The 25,740-nt window shown below is 62.3% G+C and carries 24 protein-coding genes; 14 read left to right on the forward strand and 10 right to left on the reverse strand.

Annotation, left to right across the window (positions count from 1 at the left end; genetic code table 11):
* Positions 1 to 16 precede the first annotated feature (16 nt).
* Complete coding sequence (locus I2I01_RS04935; RefSeq protein ID WP_196285295.1) at positions 17 to 565, reverse strand: DUF2062 domain-containing protein; 549 nt, start codon at positions 563 to 565, stop codon at positions 17 to 19.
* Positions 566 to 660: 95 nt separating this feature from the next.
* Here I2I01_RS04935 and I2I01_RS04940 point away from each other — a divergent pair, with 95 nt between their 5' ends.
* The 9 genes from I2I01_RS04940 (at position 661) to I2I01_RS04980 (ending at position 10,873) form a co-directional block, all read left to right on the forward strand.
* Positions 661 to 1,602, forward strand: coding sequence for a YihY/virulence factor BrkB family protein (locus I2I01_RS04940; protein WP_196285296.1), 942 nt, complete (start codon positions 661 to 663; stop codon positions 1,600 to 1,602).
* A 315-nt stretch (positions 1,603 to 1,917) separates the two neighbouring features.
* Positions 1,918 to 2,202 (forward strand): hypothetical protein, encoded by a 285-nt coding sequence (locus tag I2I01_RS04945; protein WP_196285297.1) that lies wholly within the window; start codon positions 1,918 to 1,920, stop codon positions 2,200 to 2,202.
* Between the two features lie 36 nt (positions 2,203 to 2,238).
* On the forward strand, positions 2,239 to 3,690 hold the full coding sequence (locus I2I01_RS04950; protein WP_196285298.1) for a DEAD/DEAH box helicase: 1,452 nt from the start codon (positions 2,239 to 2,241) through the stop codon (positions 3,688 to 3,690).
* Between the two features lie 130 nt (positions 3,691 to 3,820).
* A complete protein-coding gene (locus I2I01_RS04955) occupies positions 3,821 to 4,147 on the forward strand; it encodes a low molecular weight protein tyrosine phosphatase family protein (protein ID WP_211537814.1) in 327 nt (108 codons plus the stop codon).
* A gap of 29 nt (positions 4,148 to 4,176) precedes the next feature.
* Positions 4,177 to 5,523 carry a hypothetical protein gene (locus I2I01_RS04960; protein WP_196285300.1) on the forward strand — a complete coding sequence of 449 codons (1,347 nt, stop codon included), beginning with the start codon at positions 4,177 to 4,179 and terminating at the stop codon, positions 5,521 to 5,523.
* A gap of 64 nt (positions 5,524 to 5,587) precedes the next feature.
* A complete protein-coding gene (locus I2I01_RS04965) occupies positions 5,588 to 6,859 on the forward strand; it encodes a hypothetical protein (RefSeq protein ID WP_196285301.1) in 1,272 nt (423 codons plus the stop codon).
* A gap of 36 nt (positions 6,860 to 6,895) precedes the next feature.
* Entirely contained in the window at positions 6,896 to 7,837 is a 942-nt protein-coding gene (locus I2I01_RS04970; protein ID WP_196285302.1) for a M90 family metallopeptidase, read from the forward strand.
* A 112-nt stretch (positions 7,838 to 7,949) separates the two neighbouring features.
* Positions 7,950 to 8,978 carry a DUF1259 domain-containing protein gene (locus I2I01_RS04975; protein WP_211537815.1) on the forward strand — a complete coding sequence of 343 codons (1,029 nt, stop codon included), beginning with the start codon at positions 7,950 to 7,952 and terminating at the stop codon, positions 8,976 to 8,978.
* A gap of 44 nt (positions 8,979 to 9,022) precedes the next feature.
* Positions 9,023 to 10,873 carry a M2 family metallopeptidase gene (locus tag I2I01_RS04980; protein ID WP_196285303.1) on the forward strand — a complete coding sequence of 617 codons (1,851 nt, stop codon included), beginning with the start codon at positions 9,023 to 9,025 and terminating at the stop codon, positions 10,871 to 10,873.
* Positions 10,874 to 11,034: 161 nt separating this feature from the next.
* Here I2I01_RS04980 and I2I01_RS04985 read toward each other — a convergent pair whose 3' ends face one another.
* Positions 11,035 to 12,012, reverse strand: coding sequence for a fasciclin domain-containing protein (locus I2I01_RS04985; protein ID WP_196285304.1), 978 nt, complete (start codon positions 12,010 to 12,012; stop codon positions 11,035 to 11,037).
* Positions 12,013 to 12,212: 200 nt separating this feature from the next.
* Between I2I01_RS04985 and I2I01_RS04990 the strand changes: the two genes are divergently transcribed.
* Positions 12,213 to 13,118 (forward strand): hypothetical protein, encoded by a 906-nt coding sequence (locus I2I01_RS04990; protein WP_196285305.1) that lies wholly within the window; start codon positions 12,213 to 12,215, stop codon positions 13,116 to 13,118.
* 85 nt (positions 13,119 to 13,203) lie between these two features.
* Here the strand turns inward: I2I01_RS04990 and I2I01_RS04995 are convergent, their stop codons facing one another.
* The 7 genes from I2I01_RS04995 to I2I01_RS05025 all read right to left on the reverse strand — a co-directional run bounded on the left by I2I01_RS04995 (position 13,204) and on the right by I2I01_RS05025 (position 21,096).
* Positions 13,204 to 13,926: a pirin family protein gene (locus I2I01_RS04995; protein WP_196285306.1), complete on the reverse strand. Its 723-nt coding sequence runs from the start codon at positions 13,924 to 13,926 to the stop codon at positions 13,204 to 13,206.
* 195 nt (positions 13,927 to 14,121) lie between these two features.
* Positions 14,122 to 14,943, reverse strand: a complete 822-nt coding sequence (locus I2I01_RS05000; protein WP_196285307.1) for a helix-turn-helix domain-containing protein — start codon at positions 14,941 to 14,943, stop codon at positions 14,122 to 14,124.
* Between the two features lie 117 nt (positions 14,944 to 15,060).
* Positions 15,061 to 15,864 carry a hypothetical protein gene (locus I2I01_RS05005; RefSeq protein WP_196285308.1) on the reverse strand — a complete coding sequence of 268 codons (804 nt, stop codon included), beginning with the start codon at positions 15,862 to 15,864 and terminating at the stop codon, positions 15,061 to 15,063.
* Between the two features lie 86 nt (positions 15,865 to 15,950).
* Positions 15,951 to 16,844 (reverse strand): hypothetical protein, encoded by an 894-nt coding sequence (locus I2I01_RS05010; protein ID WP_196285309.1) that lies wholly within the window; start codon positions 16,842 to 16,844, stop codon positions 15,951 to 15,953.
* On the reverse strand, positions 16,841 to 17,515 hold the full coding sequence (locus I2I01_RS05015) for a DUF2306 domain-containing protein (RefSeq protein WP_196285310.1): 675 nt from the start codon (positions 17,513 to 17,515) through the stop codon (positions 16,841 to 16,843). The genes I2I01_RS05010 and I2I01_RS05015 overlap by 4 nt, the downstream gene beginning before the upstream one ends.
* A gap of 85 nt (positions 17,516 to 17,600) precedes the next feature.
* On the reverse strand, positions 17,601 to 19,859 hold the full coding sequence (recQ, locus tag I2I01_RS05020; protein WP_196285311.1) for a DNA helicase RecQ: 2,259 nt from the start codon (positions 19,857 to 19,859) through the stop codon (positions 17,601 to 17,603).
* A 58-nt stretch (positions 19,860 to 19,917) separates the two neighbouring features.
* Positions 19,918 to 21,096: a THUMP domain-containing class I SAM-dependent RNA methyltransferase gene (locus tag I2I01_RS05025; protein WP_196285312.1), complete on the reverse strand. Its 1,179-nt coding sequence runs from the start codon at positions 21,094 to 21,096 to the stop codon at positions 19,918 to 19,920.
* 311 nt (positions 21,097 to 21,407) lie between these two features.
* Between I2I01_RS05025 and I2I01_RS05030 the strand changes: the two genes are divergently transcribed.
* The 4 genes from I2I01_RS05030 to I2I01_RS05045 all read left to right on the forward strand — a co-directional run bounded on the left by I2I01_RS05030 (position 21,408) and on the right by I2I01_RS05045 (position 24,985).
* Positions 21,408 to 22,109 carry a hypothetical protein gene (locus tag I2I01_RS05030; RefSeq protein ID WP_196285313.1) on the forward strand — a complete coding sequence of 234 codons (702 nt, stop codon included), beginning with the start codon at positions 21,408 to 21,410 and terminating at the stop codon, positions 22,107 to 22,109.
* A gap of 105 nt (positions 22,110 to 22,214) precedes the next feature.
* Entirely contained in the window at positions 22,215 to 23,618 is a 1,404-nt protein-coding gene (locus I2I01_RS05035) for a sugar MFS transporter (protein ID WP_196285314.1), read from the forward strand.
* Positions 23,619 to 23,744: 126 nt separating this feature from the next.
* Positions 23,745 to 24,299, forward strand: a complete 555-nt coding sequence (locus I2I01_RS05040) for a hypothetical protein (protein WP_196285315.1) — start codon at positions 23,745 to 23,747, stop codon at positions 24,297 to 24,299.
* Positions 24,300 to 24,385: 86 nt separating this feature from the next.
* Positions 24,386 to 24,985 (forward strand): hypothetical protein, encoded by a 600-nt coding sequence (locus tag I2I01_RS05045; RefSeq protein WP_196285316.1) that lies wholly within the window; start codon positions 24,386 to 24,388, stop codon positions 24,983 to 24,985.
* Between the two features lie 77 nt (positions 24,986 to 25,062).
* On the opposite strand, the gene I2I01_RS05050 is transcribed toward I2I01_RS05045, so the two are convergent.
* Entirely contained in the window at positions 25,063 to 25,608 is a 546-nt protein-coding gene (locus I2I01_RS05050) for an RNA 2'-phosphotransferase (RefSeq protein ID WP_196285317.1), read from the reverse strand.
* Positions 25,609 to 25,740: the final 132 nt, after the last annotated feature.

Below are 25,740 nucleotides of genomic sequence, written 5' to 3' on the forward strand. Positions count from 1 at the left end.
GGATGACAGCCGATTCCTAAATACCCTCTGGCGCCGCTTCGGCCTGGGCAGTGCTCTGCTTGGCCAGCACCCGCCGAAACACTGCGCGCAGGATAAAGTACAGCAGCGCCACCAGCGGCACGGCCATCAGGGCCCACAGCAGCAGGGCGCCCAGTTCGGCGCGCCAGAGCAAGTTAACTACGGCCGCCCAGCCTTCGTGGTCGATGAGGTGGCGGATGCGCGCCACGGTGAGGCCTTTCACTTTGTCGCCCTGGCCCATGATGGTGGCGCCGGTGCGCAGAAACGGGATTAGCAGGATAAGCTGAAAGGCACTCATGAGGTGGGCGGCCAGCTGCATGGCGGCCACGTTGAGGCGCAGGCGCAGGGCCGTGGCCACACTCACTAGGGTAGTGACGCCGAACAGCGGCACCAACCCAAACGCTACCCCCAGGCCGATGGTGAGGGCCAGCTTCTCGGGCGAGAGGCCGGCCTTGAGCAGGTCGAGAAAGGGGTCGAGCACGCGGCGGCGCAGCCAGGAGCGGGATGGAGCGGCTACAGGCTGAGGCTCAGATTCGGAGGGCGACATAGAGAGGAAACAAACCCGGGCCATTTGGCAGCCCGTACCTTCGCGGGGGCCTTGCTTCTTACGGCTGCGGCCAAGAATGTTGCCCCTGGGGTGTTATGACAAAGTTAGATTCGCCGGCCGAGCTGCCGGGCCCGTGGTGGCGCGAGCTGCCCATTTTGCTGCACCGCGCCGCCCGCGAGCTGGGCCAGAACGACCCGCTGCGGCTGGGCGCGGCCACGGCGTTTTTCACGTCGTTTGCGCTGCCGCCCATCCTCATCATCCTCATTCAGCTGCTCAGCTCGCTCTACTCCACGTCGATGGTGCGGCAACTGCTGCTGGCTAAAATCAGCAACTTGGTGGGCGCGTCGGCGGCCGGCTTGGTATCGCAGATTGTGATGAACGTGGCCGACCCCACGCGCAGCCGGCTGGTGACGATGCTGGGCTTTGCCTTCCTGCTGTTTGTGGCCACCACGCTGTTCACGGTCATTCAGCACTCGCTGAATCAGCTCTGGCAAATCCGGCCCAAGCGCGGGGCAGGCAAGTTTTCGCAGGCCCTGCGCGAGCGGGCGCGTTCGGCGGGCATTTTGCTGGCCACGGCGGGGCTGTCGCTGCTGGCCTTCGGCACTGACTCGGCACTGGGCTTGTTTGCCGAAAGCATTCACGACTTCGACGCCACCTTTGCCTACTTCGTGGTGCGCGGGCTCAACGCCTTCATTGCCTGGCTGATTTTGGCGGCGTGGTTTGGCGTCACGTTTCGCACGCTGAGTTTGGCCAAGGTGCCGTGGCGGGCCGTCACGCGCGGGGCGGCGCTCACGGCCTTGCTCATCAGCCTGGGCGAGGTGGTGCTGGGCCACCTGCTGGTGGCGCGCGACCTGGGGCCGGTGTACGGGCCGGCCTCCAGCCTGGTGCTGGTGCTGCTGTTCGTATTCTACTGCGCTATGATTTTCTACTTCGGGGCGGCGTTTACGAAGGCTTACGCCCATCGCATCGGGCTGGACATCCGACCCAAAAAAACGGCCGTGCGCTACCGGCTGGTGAACGTGGAAGATGTAAAATAGACGGATGCCATGCGGTATCAACGCCTCCTGCAGTTGCTCTTGCTGCTAAGCAGCTGCCGCGAGGCGCGCCTGGCTTTTAGAACCACTTCTCTGAAACCCGCGGCGGCTGTTTTTGAGGGGCGCTCTGCCGGGCGGCCCGCGCCACGCGCGTGTCCATTGGCTGCCCATCGGCCGGTTGGCCCAACGACCATTTTGCAGCCAGCAGCCGTTGGGCTTGGGGGCACTTACCAGCGAAAATACCGAACAAACCGGGCGCTTCCTCACCGCTATAATCCCCAGTTGGTGCGCCCAAAGCGCACCGTTTCCCCGGACACATTGCTTCGGCCTGCTACCCAGCCGCGGCATCCCGACCCTGCCGAAACCCGCACGGGGCGGGGCAAGCTGAAGTATTTTATGGGAAGGTTTTTGAGCTGGGCCATCTACCTGACACTGGTGGGGCTGGCCGGCTGGCTGGTATATGCGCTTTTTAAATGGAGCTTGGCGCTCGACGCCGGAGCAGCCCTCTTCTTTGGTCTTCCTTTGATTATGCTGGCGTTATTCCTGCTTTATTTTATTGTGAGTTTCGGCTTTTTCGCCATTGTTGCGGAAATGCCGATGTAGCGCAGCTTCCCTTTCCCCGGGCCGTACCTTTGCCCCGTGCAAACTCCTGATACCTCCGCCGCCGGGGCCGCTTCCGAAGCGCCCAAGTCCGCCCAGCTTGACCCGCAATTCGCCGATTTCGCCCTCTCCCCCGCCCTGTTGGCGGGTGTGGCCGAGCTGAACTTCACCCAGCCCACCCCCGTGCAGCAGTTGGTGCTGGCCCCCGCCCTGGAGGGGCAGGACGTGGCCGGGCAGGCCCCCACCGGCTCGGGCAAAACCGCCGCCTACGGCCTGGCCGTGCTGCAACAGGTGGACCCCACCTCGGCCACCGTGCAGGCGCTGGTGCTGGTGCCCGCCCGCGAGCTGGTGCTGCAAGTGCGCGACGCCCTGCAGCGCCTGGGCAAGCACCTGCCCAACCTGCGCGTGGCCGGCTACTACGGCGGCCACGCCATGCGCGACGAGGTGAAGGGCCTGCAGCAGATGCCCCACGTGGTGGTGGCCACCCCCGGCCGCCTGCTCGACCACCTGGAGCGCCGCACCATTGTGCCCAACCGCCTGAAAGTGCTGGTGCTGGATGAAGCCGATAAGCTGCTGGAGCTGGGTTTTCAGGAGGAAATGGCCACCATCATCAGCCGCCTGCCGCAGCGCCGGCAAACGCTGCTGTTCTCGGCCACCATGCCCGATGCAGTGCTGGCCCTGGTGCGCAAGCACCTCACCCGCCCCCGCGTGATGAACGTGGGCGGCGCCAACGCCACCACCCTGCCCGACACGCTGGTGCTGCGCGGCCACGTGCTCAGCGCCTCCGAGCAGAAGCCCGCTGCCCTCTTTCACCTTCTCAATCAGCCCACCGCCGGCCGGGCTCTGGTGTTTGCCAACACCCGCGACCGGGTGGAGGAGCTCACCCGCTTCCTGCGCGGCCGGGGCCTGGCCGCCGAGGCCCTGCACGGCAAAATGCTGCAGCCTGAGCGCGACAAAAGCATGCTGAAGCTGCGCAACGGCTCGGCCACTGTGCTGGTGGCCACCGACGTGGCCGCCCGCGGCCTCGACGTGAACGACCTCGACACCGTGGTGCAGTTCGACCCACCGCACGACACCGACACCTTTCAGCACCGGGCGGGCCGCACGGCCCGCGCCGGCGCCACCGGCACCGCCCACTTGCTGGTGACGCCCCCCGAGCAGCAAAAAATTCAGCAGTGGCCCACCGCCAAAAATGTGCAGTGGGCTGGCCTGCGCCCGCCGGCCCTGCCCGCCGCCGCACCCAAGGCCCCGCGCCCGAGCACCGTCACGCTGCATGTGTCGGCGGGCAAGAGCGAGAAAATAAGCCGCGGCGACCTGGCCGGCGCCTTCGTGAGCGTGGGCGGGCTGGAGCGCGAGGCCGTGGGCCGCATCGAAGTGTTCGACCACCACAGCTTCGTGGCCGTGCCTGAGGCCCAAGCCCAGGAAGTGCTGGCCCGCATGCAGGGCGCCAAGGTGAAAGGCAAAAAGGTGAAGGTGGCCCTGATTCGGTAGCAGAACAATCAATTGAACGTCATGCCGAGCGCAGCCGAGGCACCTCGCGTGCCATAGTAAAATTAATTACTGCTGCACGCGAGATGCCTCGACTGCGCTCGGCATGACGTTTTGGTATCCATTATTCAATTTGAAAATCCTCTTCATCTGCTCCCAAAACAAGTGGCGCAGCCTCACCGCCGAACGCCTGTTCGACGAGCACCCGCACTACGAGGCCCGCTCGGCCGGCACCGAGCCGGGGGCCCGGGTACGGGTGAGTGCCGGCCACCTGGGCTGGGCCGAAACCATCTTCGTGATGGAGCGCCGCCACGCCGACCGCCTGCGCGAAAAGTTCGAGGAAGAGCTGCACGGCAAAACCCTGGTGGTGCTGCGTATTCCGGATAAATACCCGTTTGGCGATGAGCGGCTGATTGCGCTGCTGCGGCAGAAGCTGGCGACGCATTTGCCCTTATTTTAGCGTGCTTTTTGGCTACCAATTCCTTTCCTATGTCAACACGCTTACTTTTCTACTGCTTCGCCTTCGTTTCACTATCCTTTTCGGCCACCGCCCAGGTATACGAGCCGGGCTACATCGTGCGCAGCACCGGCGACACCCTGCGCGGCGAGATTGAAAACGGGTTTTGGAAGGAGCCGCCAGCTTACATCCGCTTTCGGCCGACGCCGGAAAGTGCCAGCCAGCTGTTCAAGCCCCGGCAGTTGCGCCGGGTGAGCTTTACCGCGGGCCGGGCTTTTCGCTACGAAGGCCTGCCCATCGACCACGCAGCACGGGCCAAAGTGGGCGACCTGCCCTACGAAAACCGCCCCGACGTGCAGGTTGACTCGCTGCTGGCCGAAATACTCGTGGACGGACCGGTGTCGCTGGTGCGCGTGGAGAAGTTTGAGCGGCCCACGCACTACCTGCTCCTGCAGGCTGGCCATGCCCCGCTCGACCTGAGCGAACGCAAATACCTGCGCCGGACTGTGGACCTGGCGTGGCTGCTCACCGACGGCAACAACTACCGCGGCCAGCTCAGCGTGTATTTTGGCAACTGCCCGGCCGCCCACAGCGCCGTGCAGAAGGCCCCGTTCACGGCGGACGGCCTCATGGCCGTGGTGCAGGCCTACAACGAAGCCTGCGCTCACCAGCCGGGCCGCAACCTGCTAGAGCTGGCTCACCCACGCCGCAAAGTGGCGTTTCAGGGCGGCCTGCTCGCGGGCGTGCGCTACAACCGCATCGAGAGCGGCTCGCTGCACTACGAAGGCGCCTGCACCGACTGCCAGCCGCACCCCTTCGCCGGCTTGTACAGCGAGCTGCTGCAGCCCGGGCGCAACATCGCGGTGCACGGCGAGTTGAGCCTGAGCCGTTTCCACAGCAAGGGCGCCGAGCGAACGTACGTTCCCTTAACCGGGGCCGAGGGGTTCAACGAGTTTGTCTACGACGCCTGGCTGACGACGGCTCGCATTGGCATGCGCTATTTCATGAGCTTACCCAAAGAGCAGCTGGCCTTTATCGGCGTCAGCTACGAATTAAACTTCATTTCCGGGGCGGAGACTACCCCCCTCAATGGAGGCGCCGCGCCCACCGACCCGCAGCTTTACTTCGCCACCCCCGTCCTGACGCCCAGCGTGAGCGCCGGCTGGCGGCGCGACCGGTTCACCCTCAGCCTCGACGGCCAGATGTATGCCAGCAGCGACATGGTGGATTCGGGGAGCATTACCGGTCCCAAGGGAATGGGCCAGGTAAGCGACTTTCTGGGGCCCATGTTTTTCGGCACCAACTTCGCCGCCCGCCTAGGATTGAGCTACCGCCTGGGCCGCAACCCGGATGCGAGAAAGCCTGCGGCCACCCACTAGCTCAAGCCCTTTAAAACCAAAACCTGAGCGGAAGGCCAGCGCCTGCCCCCTACTCTTGCCCCTTATGCTCCCGCGCCTTCTCCTCACCGCAGCTCTAAGCTGTTTCATCTGGCGTGCGCAAGCGCAGGCTTTCGAGCCGGGCTACATCGTGCGCAGCACCGGCGATACCCTGCGGGGCGAAGTAGAAAATGGGGTTTGGGAAGAGCCGCCTACGTTCATTCGCTTCCGGTCCACGTCCAACGGCCTCGGCGAGCTGTTCAAACCGCGCCAGCTGCGGGCCGTGGCGCTCACGTTGGGGCGCTACTTTCGCTACCAAGCGCTGCCCATCGACCACGCCGCCGAAACCCGCCTCGACCGGCTGACGCAGGGCTACACCCCCAACGTGCGCGTAGATTCGGTGCTGGCCGAGGTATTGGTGGAAGGGGCCGCTTCGCTGGTGCGGGTGGTACGCATCGGGGCCACCCACTACGTGGTGAGCCGGCCCGGCCAGCCCCTGCTGGAGCTGAGCGAGCGCAAGTACCTGCACACCGGCCGCTACGGCACCCTGGAAGTCGTGAACGGCAACAACTATCGGGCTCAGCTGGAACGGTACTTTGGCGACTGCCCGGCGGCCAGCCGCGCCGCCGTGGGCGCTGAGTATTCGGCGCCCGGACTGGCGGCAGTAGTGCAGGCATTCAACGAAACGTGCACGCCGGGCGGCGCGGCCGGACGCACGTTTTTTCCGAAAAAAGCCCCCCATCGCCTTGCTTTCCACATTGGGGCCGCCGCGGGCGCGCGCTACCTGCTTCGGCCGACCGAAGATGGTCGGCACTGGGGGTGGCCCTCGGGCGGCCTTTACGGGGAAATGCTGCTGCCCAACCGCACCGTTTCGCTGTACGGCGACCTGACCGTGGGCCGCTTTAGCGGCGGGGGCAGCGTGCAAACCGGGACCATTCCGTCCTCGATGGTGGTTGGGGGCGTGGTGTATAATTACACCACCCCGGTGTTTGGCGACTACACCTACCGGGCCTGGCTGCTCACGGCCCGCCTGGGGGCGCGCGTTTACTTCCCGCTGCCCGCCGGCCAGCGTATTTTCATCGGCGGCGGCTTCACCAACGATGTCGTCACGGGCCGCCGGTTTACGCTGCCGGCGGGGGCGGCCACGCCCAACCCCGGCGACAACGATGACGTGGGGCTGCTGTTGCCTTATGCTGGCATTGGGTGGCGCGCCAACCGCTTGTCAGTGAGCCTTGATGCTATGGTTTACAGCGGGCTTCGGGAACTGCGGGCGGGGCTGGCCTACCGGCTCAATAGCAACCCCGACGCTACCCCGCACCGCCCGGCGGCCAAGCCCTAGGCCAACCCCAAGGGCACCAAGCCGTACTACCGGCCCATGCCTTACTTGATTTCCCTGGCCGTTTTAGTAGCCATCCTGTACGTCTTTTACCGCTACGCCACCGCCGACTCGCGCCGCCGCGCCGAGGCCGTTGCCACGGAGTTTCCGGCAGCGTGGCGGCAGGTGCTGGCCGAGCGCGTGGCGTTCTACCTCTCACTAACGAAGAACGAAAAAGCCCGCTTTGAGAAGCAGGTGCAGGTGTTTCTGGCCAATACCCGCATCACCGGCGTGCAGACGGAAGTGGACGACACCACCCGCCTGCTGGTGGCGGCCTCGGCGCTGATTCCGGTATTTGGCTTTCCCGACTGGGAGTACAGCCACCTGGGCGAGGTGCTCATTGTGCCCGACGCGTGGAAGCTGGGAAACGACCCCGATAAGGAAGTGAAACCGTTGCAGGGCACCTTGCTGGGCTCAGTGCAGGGCTTCCAGAACCAGCACTACATGCGCCTGTCGAAGGCTTCGCTGGAGCAGGGCTTCCGCGACGGGCTGGACCGGCAGAACGTGGGCATCCACGAGTTTGCGCACTTGCTCGATGAGGCCGACGGCGTGATTGACGGCCTTCCCAAAGCTGCCCTGCCGCCCGAGCTGCTGCAGCCCTGGGCCACCGTGATGCAGCGTGAAATTGCCGCTATTCAGGAAGGTAAGTCCGAAATCAACCCTTACGCCGCCACCAACGAGGCCGAGTTCTTCGCCGTTGTCACCGAATACTTTTTCGAGAAGCCCGAGAAGCTGCAGGAAAACCACCCCGAGCTGTACGAGCTGCTGAGCCGGGCCTTCCGCCAAAACCCCAAAAAGCGCTTTCTGCGCTTCGCCGTGGACCCGCGCGAGTGGCTGAAAACCCTGCGCAGCCGCCGCAAGTTTGGCCGCAACGACCCGTGTCCCTGCGGCAGCGGCAAGAAGTATAAGGATTGCCATTTGATGCAGGCGCAGGCGGCGTAGTTAGAAGTCTGCGGGGCCGGGCCAACCCCTTACGGGCGGCGTTCGAGTTGCATTAGCAAGCCTGGCTTGTTCTTTCGTGCATTCGTTTTTTTGCGCTTCATTCCGGCTGCTTATGAGTACTTACATGTCCCGGCGCGAGGCCTTGCGCGCCACCGCTTTGCTCAGCGCCACGTCGCTGCTACCCGCCGAGGCCACGCAGGCGGCGCACGTCCTTAAAGCCGCAACACCGGCACTGACGCCAGCGGAAATTGCCGAAATCGAAGCTGCGCTGGGCAAGAAAGGCAGCTACGACGAGGCCCAGGCCACCCACGTAACTGCTCTGCCGCGCAACGACCTGAAAATAAGTATCCACGGCGAGCCTGTGCCCATCCCGTTCGGTTTTGGCGGGTGGGTGGCCATCAAGCACACCCTCGACGGAAAGGCGGCTATGCTGATGAGCGACACCGTGCTGCTACAGGCAGAAGTGGCGCCTCTGATGGATGCCGCCCACGCCAATGGCCTGGAGATTGGGGCCGTGCACAACCATTTTTTCTACGAGGAGCCGCGCATTTTTTACATGCACCTCCACGGCATGGGCACACCCGCGGAGCTGGCCCGCAAGTTTGCCGCCACCCTGCGCAACTCGAAGCTGCTGCCTGCCAACCAGCCGCCGGGCCCGGCAGCCCCGGCACCCACCTCTGCCAACAACGCCACGCCGGCCCCCGGCGCCGCGCCCACGGGCAAGGAACTGTTCGACCTGCCGGCGCTCGACGCCATTGTGAAGTATCAGGGCAAGGTAAACGGCCCCACCTACAAATACACCGTGGGCCGCGCCGACCTGCGCGTGCTGATGATGAACACGGAGATGACGGCCGCCATGGGCCTGAACTCGTGGGCGGCGTTTGCGGGCACGGCACAGGCCGCCCACATAGCCGGCGACATCGCCATGCTGGAGCACGAAGTCAACCCAGTCATCCGGGCCCTGCGCGCCCACCAGCTGGAAGTGGTGGCCGTGCACAACCACATGCTTTTCGACCAGCCGCGCATGGTGTTTTTGCACTACTACGGCCGCGGGCCCGCCACTCAGCTGGCCACCGGCTTCCGCGCCGCCCTCGACCAACTGGGCAAGGGCCAGCCCGGCATGCACGGCATGAAGCATTAGAATTGGGGGCTGCCACGCGCGGCGCAAATGCTTTTCTTTGCTCCATGAAAAAGCAGCTACTTCCCCTTCTGGCGGCCGCCACGCTGGCCGCCTGCGCGCCCACCGCGAAAGCACCCGTGGCCACCACGCCGGCCGCTCCTGCCCCGCCGCCCGCCGCGCCGGCCCCGCCCGACTACCGCGCCCAGGCCGAGGACTTCCTGCGCGGCTACAACGCCGAGTACGTGCGCCTCTACACGGCCTCGAGCGAGGCTGAGTGGCGCTCCAACACGCACATTGTGGCCGGCGACACCAGCAATGCCGGCGCCACCACCCGCGCCAACCAGCGCATGGCCGCCTTCACGGGCAGCACGGCCAACATTGAGCAGCTCCGCGAATTGCTCAAGCACAAAAGCGCCCTCACCCCCATCCAGGTCAAACAGTTGGAAACGGCCCTTTACAATGCCGCCAACAACCCGCAAACGGTGGCCGGTGTGGTGAAAAAGCGCATCAGTGCCGAGGCCGCCCAAACGGAAAAGCTCTATGGCTTTGATTACAAATACGCTGGCAAGTCCGTCACCACCAACGACATTGACGACCTGCTGCGCAAGGAAACCAACCCCGCCAAGCGCCAACAGGTGTGGGAAGCCAGCAAGGCCATCGGCCCCACGCTGAAAGACGGCCTGCTGAACCTGCGCGACCTGCGCAACCAGACGGTGCAGGCACTGGGCTACCCCGACTACTTCACCTACCAGGCCAGCGACTACGGCCTAACGCGCGACGAGATGATGGCGCTGGTGCGCAAAATCAACGATGAGTTGCGTCCGCTCTACCGCGAGTTGCATACCTACGCCCGCTATGAGCTGGCAAAGAAATACCACGTGAAGCAGGTTCCCGACTACCTGCCCGCCCACTGGCTGCCCAACCGCTGGGGCCAGGACTGGGGCGCCATGGTGGACGTGAAAGGCCTGAACCTCGACGCCGTGCTGGCCAAGAAAGGCGCCGAGTGGCAAGTGAAGCAGGGCGAGCGGTTTTACCAAAGCCTGGGCTTCCCGGCCTTGCCGGCCTCGTTTTACGAAAAAAGCAGCCTCTACCCCCTGCCCAAAAACGCGGGCTACAAAAAGAACAACCATGCCTCCGCCTGGCACATGGACCTGAACCAGGACCTGCGCAGCCTGATGAGCGTGGAGCCCAACACCGAGTGGTACGAAACCGCTCACCACGAGCTGGGCCACATCTTCTACTACCAAACCTACTCCAACCCCGACGTGCCGCCGTTGCTGCGCCAGGGCGCCAACCGAGCCTACCACGAAGCCATCGGCAGCATGATGGGCCTGGCGGCCAAGCAGAAGCCCTTCCTAGTGGGCCTTGGCCTGATTCCGGCCAACACCAAAACCGACCAGACTCAGCAGCTGCTGCAAGAGGCCCTGAGCTACGTCACGTTCATACCCTTCGCCTCGGGCGTGATGAGCGAGTGGGAAAACAGCTTCTACGCTGACAACCTGCCCGCCGACCAGCTCAACGCCCGGTGGTGGGCCCTCTGCAAGCAGTACCAAGGCATGGTGCCGCCCACCGAGCGCGGCGAAAACTTCCTCGACCCCGCCACCAAAACCCACATCAACGACGACCCCGCTCAGTACTACGACTACGCCCTGAGCTACGTCATTCTGTTTCAGCTACACGACCACATTGCCAAGAACATTCTGCACCAGGACCCGCACGCTACCAATTATTTCGGCAACAAGGAAGTTGGTGATTTCTTGCGCGACATCATGCGCCCCGGCGCCAGCCGCGACTGGCGCGTGGTGCTGAAAGAAAAAACGGGCGAAGAACTCTCGGCCCGCGCCATGGTCGACTACTTCCAACCGCTGATGGCTTATTTGAAAGCTCAAAACAAGGGCCGGAAATACACGATGTAGCTTTGGGTAGCTTGCGAATCGAGTAAAAAAGAACGTCATGCTGAGCGCAGCCGAAGCATCTCTACCGCGATACTAAATGGCTAGTGCTGCGGTAGAGATGCTTCGACTGCGCTCAGCATGACGTTCTGTTTGTTCGTTTTAGCTGCTCTGTTGCCGCGCTGCTAGGGCAGCAACACGCGGTCGATGACGTGCACCACGCCGTTGGTGCATTGCACGTCGGGAATCACCATGTTGGCCGGGGCCGGGTTGCCCGCGCCTTTCACGGTCAGCACGCCGTCGGTGAAAGCGCCCAGGGCCAGGGGCCGCCCGCCAAAGGCCGTAACGGAGCTACCGGCCGGCAGCTCGGGCGTGAACTTGTTGCCCAGCTGTCCGGCGCTGCTGTTGCTGAGCACGTGGTTGGCCAGAATGCCGGTGAGGGTGTTGACGTCCATTTTGTTAATGGCGTCGATGTTGGGAATGCCGGCGTCGATAAACGCCTGGTCGGTGGGCGCAAACACGGTGTAGGGGCCCGGCTGCGAAAGCAGGCCCTGTAGGTTGCAGCGCAACACGGCCGCCACCAGGAACGTCAGCTCCGGCTTCACGAAGACCTTTGCGGTGCTTAGCGCTACCGCCGATTCTACTACGTTGCCGCCCGTGGCCAGCAGCACCTTGTCGATGGGGTGAATCAGGCCATTGGCCGCCGTCACGTCCGTACCCAGAATCTTCGAGCCGTTGACGTACTTGCTGCTGTCGGCCCGCTGAATGATGCGCCGCGTAACGCCCAGTGCCGACACCGACGTGCTGCCGGCCGTGAGGGCGCTGCCCGGCAGCGTGCCGCTAAACACGTGGTAAAACAGGGTGCTGCGCAGAAACGGCTGCTGCAAGGCCGTGAGGTCCGTTGCCGAGTTTAGGCCCAGGCGGGCGAAGGCCGCGTTGGTGGGCGCAAACACCGTGAAGTTGCCCGATGGGTCGGCCGCATTCTTGTTGCCCAGCAGCACGGCCACATCGCCGCGAATGGCTGCGTCTTCCAGGGTCTGAAAGTCGGGATTGGTAACGGCAATATTGGTAATTGTCGGTTCGACGTCCTTGTTTTTAGCACATCCGGCTACCAGCAAGGACATGGCCAGAACACCTGTTGTAAGAGAGAAAAAATTTTTCATCGGGTAAAAGGATGTATTGGTCGGGCGTAATTTGCAATTCGACCCAAAGTGTTGAATACAAACGATTTTAAATCGGCTTCGGATTGCACGAAGGTAAATCCGACAGGCAATTAATCTCCGTAGATTGCGCTTTGAAATAATTAGTACGGCCTTTTTGCAACCAACACCCGGCAAATTATTTATTTGCAAAATCCTATTATATGCAAAATTTTTCTACGCTTGCGCTGAGCGCGATGTTAGTACTGGGCAGCGTTTCGGCCGGATGGGCACAAACCTTGGTAAGCGGCTTTATGGCGGGCAAAGGGCATGGCTCGGCGTCGCTGTCGGGCACCACAGAGAGCTACACCAATGTGTACCTCGCCCCGGAGAAAATCGACCAGGTGCCTATTTTCCAGGAAGTGCGCGTCAACTCGGTCAACCTCTACGCCACCTATGGCCTCACCGACAAGATTGACGCGGTAGTGAGCCTGCCCTTCATCCAGTCAAAAGGCCGGGCCCCGGGCACCGTCATCAACGACCTCAGCGCCTTGTATAGCGACCAAGGCTACACCAACGTGCGCCAGGGCCTGCAAGACGTAACGGCCCTGCTCAAGTTTAAAGCGTATTCGCGCGAAATCGGCAGCAGCATCCTCGATTTGCTGGGCGTGGTGAGCTTCAGCACGCCGCTCAGCAATTACCAGACGAACACTGGCTACGGCTACATCATTGCCATCGGCAACCGGGCCACCAAGTACTCCACGGCCGGCGTGGCCCACCTCAAAACAGCGTCCGGCGTGTTTGCCACGGCCCAGGTAGGCTACAGCCTGCGTAGCGGCCTGGTGCCCAACGCCCTCATCGGCGAAGCCAAACTGGGCTACGCCGGCCCCAAAACCTACCTCGAAGGCTACGCCTCCTTCCAGGAGTCGAACGGCGGCACCGATATTTCCGAACAGGGCTTCACCGGCTTTTTCCCGTCCACGCGCGTCAACTACGTGCGCCTGGGTGCCAGCGGCTACCGCCCCATCAGCAACGGCTTCGGCCTGACGCTGGGCATCAGCACCTACGTGGCCGGGCGCAACATCGGCAAATCGACTGGGTATTCGGCCGGGGTGAGCTACAATTTTTAAAGCGCCTTCGACCTCAGTTATGGAATGGCATTGACACAAAAAAGCCGGCTTCGTGCCGGCTTTTTTGTTTTTGCGAAACCGCAGCTTAGTAGTTGGCTTCGCTTGCGGGCAGGTCAATGAGGATGAATTGGGCGTCCTTACTGGCCCTGATTTGCACCACGTCGTCGTCGGTCATGCGGGCCTGGTCGTTGGGTCCCAGCTCCGTGCCGTTCACGAAGATGACGCCTTCCTTCACGTAGATGAAGGTGAGGCGAATGGGGAAGGTTTTAAACTCAATTTCCTTGTCGGCGCTCAGGTTGGACCAATACACCGTGCTGTTGGAGTTCATGTAGACCACGTCTTCCAGTACTTTCTGGCCCGTGACGAGAGGCACCAACTCGTTTTTGTTGCCGCTGAGGAAACCGATATCCTTCTGCTCGTAGCTGGGCGTCAGGCCTTTCTGGCCGGGAATGAACCAGAGTTGGTAGAGGTGCAGGGGTTTGTCCTGGCGGTTGAATTCGGAGTGGGCCAGGCCGGAACCGGCCGTCATGCGCTGCACTTCGCCGGCTTTGATGGTGGTTTTATTGCCCATCGTGTCCTGGTGCGTGATTTCGCCCTCGAGCACCAGTGTCACAATTTCCATTTCGGAATGCGGGTGCTGCGGAAAGCCCGACTGCGCGGCCACGCTGTCGTCGTTAAACACCCGCAACGGGCCAAAATGCAGGTTGTCGCGGTCGAAATAATCGGCGAACGAGAACAGGAAATAGCTGTTGAGCCAGGCAGCGGGCGCAGCATGGTGGCGGTCGGCGGCGGAAATGTATTTGAGCATGGGCGGGGGCGTGAAGAATGGGAGTGCCTCCCATACGCGCCGGCTGGGCCGTAAGTTGGCCGGTGTAGGAACAGAAAACGTCATGCCGAGCGCAGCCGAGGCATCTCACGTCCCGAAGCAATCCAATCGTTATGGTTTACTATGGCACGCGAAATGCCTCGGCTGCGCTCGGCACGACGCTCTTTCTCTGATTCTTTACACCTTCTTCAGCTGCGCCACTTGCTGCTGCAAGTCCAGCACAAGGCTGGCCACGCGCTCCAGCGACAGCTCGGCGATGGGGAAGGTGCTGCTGATGTAGCTCTTGGCTTCCCAGATTTCGAGCACGTCGTCTACTTTCACGTCGTAGGGCGAGAAGTGCGGGTTGTCGGAGTGCAGCACGAACATGGCGCCCGAGCGCAGCTTGTTGTACACGCGCTTGAACACGATGCCGTCGCGGTTGCTCACCACGATGCACGGCGTACCGTCTTTAATGGTCGTCCAGTCTTCTACATAGCGGCCCACGATGACGGTGCCGCTGGCAATGGGCAGCATGGAGTCGCCGGCAATTTCGAAAGCGCGGTAGGTGCCCGTGTTCGAGAGCATGGGCAGGCGGAACTTGGGCAGCACCTCCAGGTACTCGCGGTCGGCGTAGCCGTTGAGGTAGCCGGCGGCGGCTTTCTGGGGCACCAGCTCGATATTTTCGTTCTGGTCCTTGTCCACGGTGAAGGCCAGCACGCGGAGCTTGCCGCCGGCGGGCGTGGGCGGCTCGGGTTGGTCGTCGGTGTCGGCCGCGGCCTCGGGGGCCGGGGCGGTGCCGATGATTTTGGCGTTCTTTTTCTTGCTAAAGTCGGTGGTCACCAGCTGGTCGAGGGTGATGCCGAAAAGGCGGGCCATGTTGACGAGGGTGGCGAGGCGGGGCTCGGCGCGGCCTTCTTCGTAGGCGCCCACCAGGGAGCGTTTGATGCCGAGTTTATCGGCCATCTGGGCCTGCGTGAGGGCGAGCTCGCGCCGGCAAAACTTGAGGTTGGTGTTAATCATCGGGGAGGGCAGCAGCCGGGAGTGGCGTCGGATGCTAACGCGAATTCGGCTGGTGAAGTTAGCAACGCAAGTGCGAAGATACTAATTCACTTAGCTAATAATTTTCTGCCCACCACTTTAGCGTCGCGCCACCGATTTTTCGACCCACCATTCATCGTTTTCCCATAAGTCCTTCCAGCCCACGCGGGCGTATTTAGGGTTGACATAGGAGCTGCGTTCGCCCATTTCGAAGCGCGAAAGCACCTGCCGCGTCACGGCGGTTCCCTGCTTCCAGAGCACGGGCACGGCGGTTTCGGCCGTGGCGTCTTCACGCCATTGGCCTTCAAACAGCAGACCGCCGTTGCGGGTGGCGGGGTTGCTGGTAGACGCCAGCACGGCGCGCTGACTGGGCGAGAGGGTAAAATCGAGCGCCAGGCGGCCATCGAAACGGCCGCCCAGGCCGCGGTGGCTGGTGGCCTGCAGGGCAAAGCTGCCCGTGGCGCAGTAGGTGGGCAGTCTTTCGTCGGCCTCGGCATAGGCGGCCTGCTCGGTGGGCAGGCGCTGTACCTGCTGCACTTCCACACTGCCGCGGAAGGGCGTCACGTCGCCGTAGCAGCGGAACTTGCCGGCCACGAGGTAGCGACCGGGGCTCTTAGCATCGGCCTGCACGGTGGTGAATACGAACTCGATGCGCCGCCCGTCGTAGCCATAGCAGCCGTTGAGCACATCTTCGGTGCCGCTCTGGGGCTGGTGCTGCCAGAGCTTGCCCAGTTGGGCGCGGGCCAGCAGGGTGGCGCGGGCGGCATTGGGCAGCACGGCGCCGGGGGCAGCCAGGGCGGCGGGCGTCGTCCCCTTTGCAGGAGCGGGGGCGGGTGGCAAGGAATTGAATTGCGTGGCGCCCAGCAACAGCGCCGGAGCCGTGAGAAGCAGGAAATACCGCATGAGCCCAGAAATGAGAATTATATGGCCAGCTATATTGCTAGATGGCTCTTCTGGGGTTCTAACGGAGAGTGGCGGCGTTTTAGTATTTACAAACTAAGCGCTGGCTTGGTCGGCTTGGCCCACCATTCGTCGTTTTCCCAATAGCTGTTCCAACCGAGCTTGGCGTACTTGGGATTGAAATCGGGGTCACGCTCCCCAATGAAAAAGTCCTTGAGCACGTTTCGGGCCCCGGCATAGGTAAAGATGTTCTCTACCCAAACTACCGGATACGTGCGGTGCGTGGCGGCATGCGTCCAAGTGCCCTCAAACTTTACATCGCCGCCCTGGGTAGAACCTTTGCCGTCGCGTGACGACAAAACCAATGAGCCGCTTTCTAACAACTGCCAGTCGAAAGCGACCCGGCCCCTGAACACGCCCGCCCCGCGCCGGGTGCTGTCTTCGCGTAGCTCAAACTTACCCAGCGCGCTGTAGAGGTTGGGGTCATTCCGCAGTTCATAGCCGTCTCTCTTCGCCATTGCCACCCGTGCGGCCGAATAGGGCGCTTGGTCAGCCAATTGGGTGACGGTGAAGGTGCCGGCGAAAGGCGTAACGACGGATTTGTACCGGTCCTGCCCCCGCAGATGGTACAGGGCCGGCTGCGCAGAGTCGCGCCGCACCTCCGTAAACACGACCTCAATTCGGTAGTGGTCGGGGCCGAAAAAGCCGTTATGCACGTGGCTGCTGGCGACCGAATCTTTGCCGGTGACCGTTTGGAGCAAGGGCGAGAAGTCGTAGCGCTGCAGTGCCTGGAGCATCTCCGGCGTCAGCGTGTCTTTGGGCTCGGTGGCGGAGGGCTTCGGTAAAGGGGCGACTTCCGGGGCCGATGCAGCGGCAAGCGGCGCGGCAGTTGCGCCCTCCACAGCCGCAGTCGGCGGCGTCTGGTGCTGGCAGGCGGCATTGCCGGCCATTGCCAGCGCGAGTACCCAATTCGTGGCTTTCATGCCGCCAATTTAGCACGCAGCTGCGGCATAAACTCGCGCAGGAAATACCGCCCGAGTCCTGCCTCCAGCAGCATTTCTACCGCTATCAAATTACCCACCCACGAAAGCCACACCACCGTCAGGTAGGTTTCTATGGGCTTGGTTTCGAACACGTAGTACATCACATAACTCTCGCCGCGCAAGGCCAGGGCGGCCAGCGTCACGGCGAAGGAGCGCAGCATCCAGTCCACGTGCAGGGGCCACTGGCGCTGGCGGGCGGTGCGGTAGGCCTTCCAGGTGCACAGCCACCACACCAGGCACTGCAGCGTGAAGCCGACCTGGGCGGCCAGCCCGCCGTTGGCAAAGTAAGCCAGGATGAGGCCCGACGGTGCCGCCAGCGCCAAAATGCCCAGCACGTAGCCCTTGCCCAGCCCCCGGTGCAGCCCCGGCCCCAGCCGCGCCAGCCACGGCAGAAACTGCAGCAGCCCCAGCACCAGCACCACGAGGCTGGTGGTGATGTGCACGTAGAATCCCAGCCGAAAAATTGGGCTGTCGTTGGTTTCGTCGCTCTTGGTGGTGAGGAAGAAAATTCCCTTCTCGAAGGTGTAGTAAGGGTACGTTTTGGTGAGCATCAGGCCCGCAAACGCGGCGATGACGAGGGCCGCGAGGGCAAGGAGAAGTTTTCGAGCCATAAAAGCGGCAGAATCAGGCGGGAACCTACAAATAAAAAAGCCCGCCGTGCGTAACGGCGAGCTTTCTCTATTTATTTGGTGCAGCCTACTGTCCGCGCAGGCGCTTGTGGTACAGCCCGGCCATGCGCAGCTGGAAGTAGTCGTACTTCTCGCGCAGGTGGTCGAACAGGTCGCGCAGCGAGGCGTCGTTGCCGAGTTGGGCGCGGGCGGTGAGGATTTCGGCCAGCTCCGAGTCGCTCACGAAGTCCTGGATGCGCAGCTCGCGGCCCTTGGCGTAGGCGGTGTAGAGGTGGGTTTTCACGGTACTCAGGGCCAAGCCCCGGCGCTCCGAAATGTCTTCCGGCGTCAGGCCCATTTGGTGGAACTGCACGGTGGCGTCTTCGGAGTCATTCACGGGCTTGTCGGCGCCAGCCGTTTTGTCGGCAGCGGCCTTGGCCAGGCGCGGGCGAGGCTCGTTGAACATGCTGTCCGAGTCGGAGGGCACGTACTGGCCGCCGCCATCTTCCAGAATGAGCTTGATGAAGGCCTCGCCATAAGTCTCGAACTTCTTCATGCCCACGCCCGAAATACCCAGCATGCCCACACGGCTGACCGGCCGCTCGGCCGCCATTTCCTGCAGCGTGGCGTCGGAGAATACCACGTAGGGCGGCACACCTTGCTCGTCGGCAATGGCTTTGCGCAGGCGGCGCAGCTTGTCGAACAGCTGGGCTTCGGGCGTGCCCACGGCGGCCGTAGACGCAGCACTGGCGGCCTTCTTGCTGGCGCGGGTGGGCTTTTCGGCCTTCTCGGCGGGCTGGAATTTCTTGAGTGGCAGCGTGAGCTGACCCTTGAGCACCTGGTGGCCGCGCTCGGTAATTTTCAGGGCGTAGCCTTCCTCGTAGGCGATGTAGAACAGGCCGTCGTTCAGCATCTGGTGGATGTAGCTGTACCAGTCCAGATACGGCAGGTCGGAGCCCGCGCCGTAGGTTTTAATCTGGTCGTAGCCACCTTGCAGCACGGCTTGGTTGCGCATGCCGCGCAGGATGTCAATCAGCAGGTTGATGGCCACTTTCTCGCGGCTGCGAAACACGGCCGACAGGGCTTTCTGGGCAATCAATGTCCCATCAAACGTGGTGGGCGGGTTGCGGCAGATGTCGCAGTTGCCGCACTCCTCGTGCAGGGTTTCGGAGAAGTAGTTGAGCAGGATTTTACGGCGGCAGCTGGCGGCCTCGGCAAACTGCTGCATGCGCTCGAGCTTAGCGGTGTTGAGCTGGGCCTGGCGCGCGGGCACGTCCTTGGTCACCATCTCGCGCATCTGCATCACGTCGGCGAAGCTGTAGAACAGGATGGCGGTGCTGGGTGCGCCGTCGCGCCCGGCCCGGCCAATTTCCTGATAGTAGCCCTCGATGTTTTTGGGCAGGTTGTAGTGCATCACCCAGCGCACGTTGCTCTTGTCGATGCCCATGCCAAAGGCGATGGTGGCCACAATCACCTGCAAATCGTCTTGCAAAAAGGCTTCCTGCACAGCGCCGCGCTGGTTGGGCGTCATGCCGGCGTGGTAGTGGCCGGCCTTAATGCCCTTGGTCTTGAGCTTGGCGGCAATGGTTTCGCAGGTTTTGCGCGAGAGGCAATACACAATGCCGGGGTCCTGCGGGTGGCGCCCGATGTAATCGATAATGGAGTTAATGCGGTCCTGCCCGCCGCGCACTATCAGGTTGATGTTCGGCCGGTCGAAGCTGGACAGGAACACCTTGGGCTCGTGCAGGTTGAGCTGGGTGATGATGTCGCGCTTGGTAAGGCGGTCGGCCGTGGCCGTGAGGGCTATAATGGGCGTGTTGGGAAAGTGGTTTCGCAACGCGCCCAGCTGCGTGTATTCGGGCCGAAAATCGTGGCCCCAGCTCGATATACAGTGCGCCTCGTCAATGGCGAAAAGGCTGATATTAACCCGATTCAAAAACTGCAAGAAGCCCTCGCTCAGCAGCTTCTCCGGCGACACGTAGAGCAGCTTGAGGTGCCCGCTCACGGCCGCCCGGGCAATGTCATTGGACTCCGACTGGCCCACGCTACTGTTGATGTAAGCTGCCGCAATGCCGTTGGCTTTTAGGGCTTCCACCTGGTCTTTCATCAACGCAATGAGGGGCGAGACGACCACGCAGGTGCCCTCGCTTACCACGGCCGGAATCTGGAAGCAAACCGACTTGCCGCCGCCAGTGGGCATGAGCACGACGGTATCGCGCCCGCCGAGGATGTTCTGGATAATGTCGCCCTGCATGGGGCGGAAATTGTCGTAGCCGTAATACCGTTTCAGGGCCTGGCGGGCGGCGGGCAGCAGGTCGGTTGGGGCGGTAGTTAAGGTATCGGACATAACACAGGTGGAGTAATTAGATAAAAATAACAGCCGGGGGCGGGAAGTTCCAAGCAGATTAGTTTTTGGCCGGGCCCTCGGCTGGCTTCGGCTCACGACGTGAGCCCCGGTACAACTCGTACTTCAACAGTCGGCAATCAATCGGCCCGTTAAACAGCGGGATGCGCCGCGCCGGCTTCAGCCCGATGCTCTTGGCCGCCTCCAGATTGCCGGTGAACACAAAGGCGTTGTAACCCTGGAAATTCGTCTTCAGCGAGTCGCCGATGGTTTTGTAGAGCGCGGCCATCTGGGCCTCCTCCCCTATCCGCTCGCCGTAGGGCGGGTTCATGAGTACGATGCCGGGCTCCTCTTTTGCGGGCGCGGCGGCATCCCTCACGTTGCGCACCGAGAGGCGCACGCAGTCTTCGAGGCCGGCGGCGGTGATGTTGGCGGCAGCCGCGTCGATGACTTTGGGGTCGAGGTCGGAGCCGGCGAGGTAGGCTTGCGGCTCTTCGAGGCGCTGGGCCTCGGCTTCGGTGCGCACCTGCTGCCAGAGCTGGGGGTCGAAGTCGTACCAGTTTTCGAAGCCGAACTTGCCCTGGTGGAACAGGCCGGGCGCAATGCGCTGGCACATCAGGCCCGCCTCAGTGAGGATGGTGGCCGAGCCGCACATGGGGTCGATGAGCGGCTGCTTGCCGTCCCAGCCCGAGAGCAAAACCAGACCAGCGGCAAGCACCTCGTTCAGGGGCGCTTCGTTGGTGCCCTGGCGGTAGCCGCGGCGGTGCAGCGAGTCGCCGGCCGCGTCGAGGCTGAGAATGACCTCGTTCTCGGTCATGCGCAGGTGCAGGCGGATGTCGGGGTTGCGGGTGTCTACGCTGGGCCGCTCGCCGGTGCGGTTCCGGAACTGGTCCACGATGGCATCTTTGGTGAGCTGGGCCACGAACAGCGAGTGCTCGAACGTGGAGCGGTTCACCACGGCCGTGATGGCAAAGGTTTGGCCGGGGCCGAGGAAATCCTGCCAGTCGATGCGGCTCACCTCGCGGTACAGGGCCTTTTCATCGGGCGCGTAGAAGGCGGCGAAGGGCCGCAGCAGGCGCATGGAAAGCCGGCTCCAGAGGGCCACTTCGTAGAGCAGGCGCAGGTCGCCGATGAATTCGACGGCGCGGGAGCCCACGTGGGTGATGTCGGCCCCGAGGTCGTAGAGTTCGTCGGCCAGGAGTTCTTCTAGGCCAAACTGGGTGGTGGCGGTGAGGTGCATCCCACAAAGGTCGGGACTAGCGGGCGGGTACCGACCACCAACCCGGCCATGCGGCTCCTTTTTCCTTCGCCTAAGTGCCCTGCCAGCCGCGAATGGTAGTTAGGCGAAAGCACTCGTCACCCGTAATCCAGCCCTCCTCTAGCCATGCACTTCGCTTTGTTACTTTGCCATCGGCAGGCTGCATCAGATAATCCGCTGCAAGTTCTAGCTTGAGAAACACCTAGACGAGCTTGCATTCCGACTGAGTGGGCAAGCGCTTCAATAACCACCTTAAGATGAACTGCAGCTTCTCCCTGTTTGCCTTATTACTAATGGCTGTCGCGCTCGCAAGTTGCGGCCATTCGCCCGATTCAAAGCCAGCAGGTAGCATCACCGTCCAGAAGCAAGCAGACACCGACAGCACGACTTTGCTAAACACCTACAATTCAAAAGATAAACCCGGCACCAAGCTCCGAATAAACCCGGACAGCGTTGAACTCACGGCTTTGATGAGACGCGCCTACGAGTGGCACGCGACTAAATTCCGGGATTACGGATTTCCCCTAAAGTTCAATGCCCCTTCCGATAGCCTATTCACCGGCATCGACTGGGCAGCCTACGAAAAAAGCTACGCGACTTATAAGAAGACCAACTTTTTCTCCGATGAATTTCTGGCCAAGCACCGGGCCATTGCCATGACGATTGATTCCTCCATCAAACAAGCAGGGGTTGAATGGCGAAACGCAAAGGATGGCGTTCCGTTGTGGTACACCGATTCGGATGATTGGTGTAACTGCCAGGACAACCCTGACTTTTACTGGAAACGACTTACCCTCAACAACCTGAAGTTTGGCGATAATACGGCCTCATTTCACTGGACCTGGGACGAAATAGATGGCGTTGAGCCTCCACTCAACTATGAGGTGAAAGCGAAAAAAGTTAACGGCACCTGGAAAATAAGTTACCTACAGGGGCTTGAAAACTACGGAACCGTGGCCAATTACAAGAAAATAATGAAGCTTAGCCCGCAATAAGGCCGCCTTTCGTTGGCGCATTTACAAAGCCGCCGTGTCCCCTCTTCATGCTCCTGCTTTGAAGCCAGCCCCTGTGGCCGGTTTTTTTGTACCTTCCGCCCCCATATGGCTACTCCTGTTTCTGTTCCTTCTTCGGCTCCCACCGCTGCTGCGCCCGCCCGCTCCTACGCCGGCCCCATGGTGCTGATGACCACGCTGTTCTTCCTGTTCGGCGCCGTCACCAACTTCAACGATGTGCTCATGCCCTACCTCAAGGATGTGTGCCAGCTCACCGATTTGCAGTCCTCGGCGGTGCAGTCGGCCTTTTTCGGGGCTTATTTTCTGATGTCATTGCCCGCCGGCTGGGTACTACGGAAGCTGGGCTACCAGCGCGGCATTGTGGTGGGGCTGCTGGTGATGGCGGCGGGCGCGCTGCTCTTCATTCCGGCGGCCGACTCGCGGGCGTTTGCCTTGTTTCTTACGGCGCTGGCCACGCTGGGCGCGGGCATCACGCTGCTGCAAGTGGCGGCCAATCCCTACGTGAGCATCCTGGGCCCGGCGCGCGGCGCGGCGGCGCGGGTGAGTGTGGTGGGCGTGGCCAACAACTTCGGCGGCAGCCTCTCGCCGCTGGTGGGCGGGCTGGTGCTGTTTGGCGGCTCGGTGGCGCTCAAGGCACGGCTGGCAGCGTTGCCGCTTCAAGAGCGCTTGGCTGAGGAATCGCAATTGGTGAAGGGGCCTTACATCGGGCTGGCGGTGTTTCTGGTGCTGCTGGCGGCGCTGTTTTTCTTCTTAGTGAAACTTCCCGATATTGAAGGCATTCCCGAGGAAGCCGCCGAAGAGGCCCGGCCCATGGCGGCGGGGCGCACGTCGGCACTGTCGTTCCCGCACCTGGTGCTGGGCGTGGTGGCCATTTTCGTATACGTAGGTGTAGAAGTAGGCTTGGGGTCTTTCCTAATTCGCTACGGCGAGAGCCAAGGGATTCAGCAGCTTTCCAGCTTCACCCAAAGCCTGGTGCGCGGGCTGAATGTGGCTACCAACTACGTGGGCGTGCTTTTTGGGCAGCAGCCGGCGCCTATTGATACTGCGGCCGGCTTTACCAAAGCTGTGGGCGCAGTGCTGGTGGCCTCGTACTGGTTCGGCTCGCTCATTGGGCGCGTGGTGGGCATTCCGCTGTTGCTCAAGTTTCATAACCGCGCGCTGCTGGTGGCGGTGTGCGCGGCCGGCACGGCGCTGGTGGGCGCCAGCATCCTGAGCACCGGCGAAACGGCGCTGTGGCTCATCGTGCTCTGCGGGCTGATGAACTCCATCATGTGGCCCGTCATCTTCCCGTTGGCCATCACCGGGCTCGGGCCGTTCACCAAGCAGGGCTCGTCGTATCTGATTATGGCCATTGTGGGCGGGGCGCTGATTCCGCCGCTCATGGGCTGGCTGGCCACGCACGGCGGCGGGCTGCGGGTGGCATTTGTGGTGCCGGCTCTGTGCTACCTGTACCTGCTGTTTTACGCGCTGAGCGGCTACCGGGTGCGGTAGCACGCGGAGGGTACGATTGAACGCTGGCTGAAATCCGAAGGTTTGGATGGGGCGTAGATTCAGCGCTGGCAATATTTTTGCCGGCACGATTCTTTCTACTGTCTTATTTCAAAAAGCCCGATTTTCATGAAAACCCTACTTTCTTCCCATAAAGTCCTATTCGCTATTTGCCTCATCTTGGCCGTGGGTGCCAGCAGCTGCAAGAAGATTGAAGACCTGCTCACCTTTCAAATCAACGACTCGACCAGCTTCCAGGTGCCGGCCACGGGCGTGTTCAGCACGGCGCTGCTGTCGCTGCCGGGGGCCACAGTCAATTCCAGCTCTTCTAACACGTATTCGGCCAACAATACCAGCGCCGACCACGTGCAGGACGTTACCCTCGACCGCCTCACCCTGACTGTGACCGACCCAGCCGGCCAGAACTTCGACTTCCTGAAAAGCGTGAGCATTTACATTGCCACCGACGCGTCGGGCACCAACAAAACGCTGCTGGCCTCGCTCAATCCTGTGCCCACCGGCCAAACCACCATCACCCTGACCCCCTCGGGCAACAAGCTCGACGCCTACCTGCGCAACGGCTCCTACACCCTGTTTACGGACGTGACCATGGCCCAGCCCCTGCGCCAGAACACCACCTTGCGGGCCGATTCGCGCTTTAATGTGAAAGCCAAATTGAAGTAGCCCGCGTTGCTTAGGCAGCGAGGATTGCGCCCGCTGATGGCGCAATCTTCGCTTCGCCTTACCCGAGCCCGCTCTTACCAGACGCCATGCCCACCGCTCCCCGCCCCTACCGCCTGCTCAGCGCCGGCAATGTGGCCCTGGTGTCGGCGGCCGTGGTGGTAGTCACGACGGTGGCCGTGTGGCTGCTGGGGCTGGGGCAGCATCGCACTCTGTTTGCCAATTCGCTGATTTCAACCAGCATCTTGTTCGCGGCATTTTTCCTGTTCACAGCTGTGGGCCTCTACCACGGCGTGAAGCTGCGCGATGACGTGGGCCGCCTCACCGACCGCATCAGCCGCAAACATTTCCCCGGCACCGGCGGCTTAGACTCGTTGCCCAGCCTCGATTTTGACTTCTCCGAAGGGCACGGCATCCTGGGTATCCTGGCGGCCCTTGTCATGGCCGTGGTGGTGGCCGTTTTGGCAGTATTCGTTATCTGGCTGGTGGGCGCGCTGCTCTGGACGGGCGTGCTCATCTTCGCCGCTATGCTGTACTGGGTGTTTTTCCGGGCGCTGCGGCTGGTGTTCAAAAACTCAAATCGCTGCCGGGGCCGCCTGGGTGCCAGCCTGTGGGAAGGCTTTGGGTACGCCTCGCTCTACACCTGCTGGATTTACGGCATCATCATGGCCGCGCATTATTTGCGCTAGTGCCGCTGTAGCTTCGGCTCGGTGAGCCTGCATATATCAGCCGGATTTCGCCTAGATGCGGATTCGCAAAGTCCGGGCTACAGCCCGCCCAGGTACTGCGGCGGCACCGCATCTACCAGCCACACCCCGTTGCCGGACTCGTAAAACAGCGCGCCGCCCGCGTGCAGGCCGGCTGCATCCACGGTTAGGATGTGGGGCTGGCCGCGCCGGGCGCCCACGCGGCGTGCCGTTTCCTCGTCGGGCGAGAGGTGCACGTGGTGGCGTTGCATCTTCTGCAAACCCTCGCGGCGGATGGCGGGCAGCGCGGCCGGGGCCGTGCCGTGGTAGAGCACGGGCGGCGGCACGGCGGGCGTGAGCTGCAAATTAACTTCCACGCTGTGGCCCTGCTGGGCGCGAATTTGGGTGCCGCTGGCATCGAAGGCAAAGCGTTTTTTATCATTGTTGGCCACAATCTCTGCCAGCTGCGTTGGGCTGATAGGCGTGCCGTGCGCCGCACAGGCGGCCAGCAACTCTGCCACACTCACCCAGCCGCCTTCCTGCAGGGTGAGGCCAATGGCATCGGGCCGGTGGCGGAGGTGCAGGCTGAGAAACTTGCTAAGGCGGGTGGTTTGCTTGGAGTCCATTGCCCAAAGATGACAATGGTTTCTAAACATGGGGCAAAGAGCCAGGCAAACCGTAATTGCTGGCGTTTCCCAAAGTCTTGGCGATAAAACCACCATTTGAATCGGCGCATTTCTGAGCCATCCCTAATAGCA

Source organism: Hymenobacter properus (genome assembly GCF_015694735.1).
GTDB lineage: Bacteria > Bacteroidota > Bacteroidia > Cytophagales > Hymenobacteraceae > Hymenobacter > Hymenobacter properus.

Coding starts and splice junctions, on each gene's coding strand:
- I2I01_RS04975 (WP_211537815.1), top strand. CDS start 7,950: ATGAGTACTTACATGTCCCGGCGCGAGGCCTTGCGCGCCACCGCTTTG.
- I2I01_RS05030 (WP_196285313.1), top strand. CDS start 21,408: ATGGCTGTCGCGCTCGCAAGTTGCGGCCATTCGCCCGATTCAAAGCCA.
- recQ (WP_196285311.1), bottom strand. CDS start 19,859: ATGTCCGATACCTTAACTACCGCCCCAACCGACCTGCTGCCCGCCGCC.
- I2I01_RS04985 (WP_196285304.1), bottom strand. CDS start 12,012: ATGAAAAATTTTTTCTCTCTTACAACAGGTGTTCTGGCCATGTCCTTG.
- I2I01_RS04935 (WP_196285295.1), bottom strand. CDS start 565: ATGTCGCCCTCCGAATCTGAGCCTCAGCCTGTAGCCGCTCCATCCCGC.
- I2I01_RS04995 (WP_196285306.1), bottom strand. CDS start 13,926: ATGCTCAAATACATTTCCGCCGCCGACCGCCACCATGCTGCGCCCGCT.
- I2I01_RS04990 (WP_196285305.1), top strand. CDS start 12,213: ATGCAAAATTTTTCTACGCTTGCGCTGAGCGCGATGTTAGTACTGGGC.
- I2I01_RS05000 (WP_196285307.1), bottom strand. CDS start 14,943: ATGATTAACACCAACCTCAAGTTTTGCCGGCGCGAGCTCGCCCTCACG.
- I2I01_RS05050 (WP_196285317.1), bottom strand. CDS start 25,608: ATGGACTCCAAGCAAACCACCCGCCTTAGCAAGTTTCTCAGCCTGCAC.
- I2I01_RS05045 (WP_196285316.1), top strand. CDS start 24,386: ATGCCCACCGCTCCCCGCCCCTACCGCCTGCTCAGCGCCGGCAATGTG.
- I2I01_RS05025 (WP_196285312.1), bottom strand. CDS start 21,096: ATGCACCTCACCGCCACCACCCAGTTTGGCCTAGAAGAACTCCTGGCC.
- I2I01_RS05010 (WP_196285309.1), bottom strand. CDS start 16,844: ATGAAAGCCACGAATTGGGTACTCGCGCTGGCAATGGCCGGCAATGCC.
- I2I01_RS04980 (WP_196285303.1), top strand. CDS start 9,023: ATGAAAAAGCAGCTACTTCCCCTTCTGGCGGCCGCCACGCTGGCCGCC.
- I2I01_RS04940 (WP_196285296.1), top strand. CDS start 661: ATGACAAAGTTAGATTCGCCGGCCGAGCTGCCGGGCCCGTGGTGGCGC.
- I2I01_RS04970 (WP_196285302.1), top strand. CDS start 6,896: ATGCCTTACTTGATTTCCCTGGCCGTTTTAGTAGCCATCCTGTACGTC.
- I2I01_RS05015 (WP_196285310.1), bottom strand. CDS start 17,515: ATGGCTCGAAAACTTCTCCTTGCCCTCGCGGCCCTCGTCATCGCCGCG.
- I2I01_RS05005 (WP_196285308.1), bottom strand. CDS start 15,864: ATGCGGTATTTCCTGCTTCTCACGGCTCCGGCGCTGTTGCTGGGCGCC.
- I2I01_RS05035 (WP_196285314.1), top strand. CDS start 22,215: ATGGCTACTCCTGTTTCTGTTCCTTCTTCGGCTCCCACCGCTGCTGCG.
- I2I01_RS04965 (WP_196285301.1), top strand. CDS start 5,588: ATGCTCCCGCGCCTTCTCCTCACCGCAGCTCTAAGCTGTTTCATCTGG.
- I2I01_RS05040 (WP_196285315.1), top strand. CDS start 23,745: ATGAAAACCCTACTTTCTTCCCATAAAGTCCTATTCGCTATTTGCCTC.
- I2I01_RS04960 (WP_196285300.1), top strand. CDS start 4,177: ATGTCAACACGCTTACTTTTCTACTGCTTCGCCTTCGTTTCACTATCC.